This window comes from Nitrosomonas sp. Nm132 (assembly GCF_900100485.1).
GTDB lineage: Bacteria > Pseudomonadota > Gammaproteobacteria > Burkholderiales > Nitrosomonadaceae > Nitrosomonas.
On sequence record NZ_FNDH01000099.1, the window covers coordinates 1 to 2,785 of the forward strand.

A 2,785-nucleotide genomic window follows, 5' to 3' on the forward strand; every position below is an offset into this window, starting at 1 on the left:
CCTCATCATTTATATCCGTTTTGTATGACATCTCTTAGCTTACTATCAAAAAATCCTTGATTCTAATGGAAATCGTTTTGCCAGACAGCTTCTAAAGAAACGCGGCGCGCTTATGAAAATGCCTTAAAGGATTTTATGAATTTCACAGGCATTCAGCATCCGGAAGAATTCAGGATGGTAACCCGTGCCCATATTATTGCCTGGCGTGATGACCTGGTGAATCGATCATTAAGTGGCATGAGTATCCGTCATCGCCTGGCTGCCCTATCCTCTTTATTTGAATATCTGTGTGAGAGAAACACCGTGACCCATAATCCCGTCAAGGGTGTTAAACGGCCCGCGGTGGAAAGTTATGAAGGAAAAACGCCGGCATTGGGCGACCATCAGGCACGTCAACTACTGGAAGCACCGGATGGCACGACGATCAAAGGCAAGCGTGATCGCGCGATACTGGCCACCCTGCTCTATCATGCACTGCGGCGTGATGAATTGTGTCGATTAAAAATTAAAGATTTCAAGCAGGAACGCCGCGGCGTTCCTCATCTAAAAGTATCCGGCAAAGGCGGCAAAACGCGTTATGTGCCGTTGCACCCGGCCGCCAGTGGACTCATTCATGAATATCTGGATGCTGCGGAACACGGCCTGGAAGATACGGGTTTCCTGTTTCGTTCAGTCAGCAACAACCGGATTCAGGGCTCACAAAAGGCGATTACCCCGGATGCGGTTTATAAGATCGTGCGGGCCTATTCTGAAAAACTGGGTTTTAAGATCGGTGCGCACTCGCTACGCGCCACAGCAGCGACCAATGCGCTCGATCATCAGGCAGATATTGCCAAGGTGCAGGAGTGGCTGGGTCATGCCAATATTGCTACTACAAGGATTTATGATCATCGCAAAACGCTGCCAGAGGATAGTCCAACGTTTAAGGTTACCGTTGATGAAGAGCTTGAAGCCTTGCCCACTGATATGAAGGCGAGGTTTGTTTGGATCAGTCAACTGATTGAGACACATGGCTTATATAATGTGCGCGAGCCTTATATAAAACATGTTGAAGATGTTTTATGGGAGATTCGTATGAAAAGCAAAGATGAAATTTCTCGCGCACTGTATGTAACAGTCAAACCCAAACGAGTAATCGTAGTACGTGTTTTTGTAAAGAAAACGCAAAAAACGCCTCGCAGAGAAATCAAGCTAGCTCTAAAAAGAGCACAGGAGATTGAGCAATGACTAAAGTAAATGAACTCCACAGAAAGTGGCTTAATGACCCAAGTTACAAAGCTGATTTTGAGGCAATTACTGAGGAATTTGAAATTTCTTCTGCAATTATTGAGGCCCGGAATCTGGCAGGATTGACACAATCTGAGTTAGCTAAGCGGTTGAAAGCTAAACAATCACTTATTGCACGTCTTGAGAGTGGAGCAGATAACACAACGATAAAAACGCTGCAACGTATTGCAGAAGCCACTGGCACACACCTCAAGATCTCTTTTGAACAACCTGGAACCTAAATGGCGTTCTTTGACAAAAAGTACAATTTGTCGCGCGTTCCTTCTACAAGTCTTGATATACGCAGCTTTCAGAAATGATTGGTTAACGTGAGTTCGACATTAAAATCATCACACCACGGGGCTGGAAGAACCTGAGAAAATCTAATGCGGAAAGTGTAAGCCACTAGCCCGGCTATCAAATTAACAAAGAAGTTAAATGGGCTGCGATGGCGGGAATGTTCGATTTGTGAGAAGTTTTTCAATTGATCGTTGACAGTCTCAATGACCGAGCGTTTACGCAACAAGAGTTTGTCAAACGATGGCAATAGTTTGTTTTTCATGTTCTTACGCACCTTGGTAACGAGCAGTACGCCTTGCTCCCAGAGTTGCTCAAAGAGCGGCGGAGAGATGTAACCCAGGTCACCAAATAGTTTCCCAAACAAAGAGTGTGCCAGCTCAGGCACCGGATCACGGTCGTCGATATTGCCCGCCGTGATTTTCACTCCCAGCAATTCCCCTTGGTCATTAATGACCAAGTGCAACTTGAACCCATAAAACCAATCCACGCTCGTCTTTCCCCGGGCAGCAAACTCTGCCATCACTTTATGCGACCAAATGCGGCGATTGTGGCACACACTGATCTTGGTCGAATCAATTGTAAATAGCGGTGTAAAAATGCACCACTGAGGCGCACTAAATTTTGCGGCAATCGCGGAGTAATAGTGTACCAATCTGAAGCCTGTAAGCTGATGCGATGAGCATGAAGTGAAGGGCGATGAGGATGTATACAGTGGAACTATATGTAAGGATTCGACGAGCGGTGATGGTGGAAGGCAGAAGTGAGCGTGAAGTTGCGCGATATTTTGGAGTTCACCGCAAGACTGTCAAGAAGATGTGCCAATATGCAGTGCCGCCGGGTTACCGACGCAAGAGAGAACCCGCTTCCCCTAAGCTAGCTGGATTCACTGGCATCATTGATGCCATTCTGGAAGCTGACAAACAAGTTCATTCCAAGCAACGCCATACTGCGATACGGATACTGGAGCGATTGCGTGAAGAACACGGCTTTACTGGTGGTTATACCATCGTACGCAACTATGTTAACCCATCTTTAACATCATATTTTAAAAAACCATAACAATCATGATGTTACAAGGAAAAAATGATCGTAAGGCACTACATTTGATTTTTTCTGTTACATCAAGCTTATACGTATGTCTTGATAACTCCTCCTGCTAGCGGATCTAAGTTTAGCGCCTGGTAGATAGCGGCCAGTTCCGGCTCCGTACGTGTAGCCT

At 45.9% G+C, this 2,785-nt stretch carries 3 protein-coding genes and 2 pseudogenes; 4 read left to right on the plus strand and 1 reads right to left on the minus strand.

The window, feature by feature from the left end:
- Window positions 1-96: 96 nt before the first annotated feature.
- The 3 genes and pseudogenes from BLP80_RS16460 to BLP80_RS14675 form a co-directional block, all read left to right on the plus strand.
- Window positions 97-288, plus strand: a pseudogene (locus tag BLP80_RS16460) (site-specific integrase); the annotation flags it as partial.
- A gap of 54 nt (window positions 289-342) precedes the next feature.
- Window positions 343-1,227, plus strand: coding sequence for a tyrosine-type recombinase/integrase (locus BLP80_RS16465; RefSeq protein ID WP_256325130.1), 885 nt, complete (start codon window positions 343-345; stop codon window positions 1,225-1,227).
- Entirely contained in the window at window positions 1,224-1,508 is a 285-nt protein-coding gene (locus tag BLP80_RS14675; protein ID WP_090544471.1) for a helix-turn-helix domain-containing protein, read from the plus strand. Before BLP80_RS16465 ends, BLP80_RS14675 begins: the two co-directional genes overlap by 4 nt.
- Window positions 1,509-1,576: 68 nt before the next feature.
- On the opposite strand, the gene BLP80_RS14680 is transcribed toward BLP80_RS14675, so the two are convergent.
- Window positions 1,577-2,218, minus strand: a complete 642-nt coding sequence (locus tag BLP80_RS14680) for an IS982 family transposase (protein ID WP_218120473.1) — start codon at window positions 2,216-2,218, stop codon at window positions 1,577-1,579.
- 50 nt (window positions 2,219-2,268) lie between these two features.
- Between BLP80_RS14680 and BLP80_RS14685 the strand changes: the two are divergent.
- Window positions 2,269-2,589 (plus strand): annotated as a pseudogene (locus BLP80_RS14685) (IS21 family transposase); the annotation flags it as partial.
- Window positions 2,590-2,785: the final 196 nt, after the last annotated feature.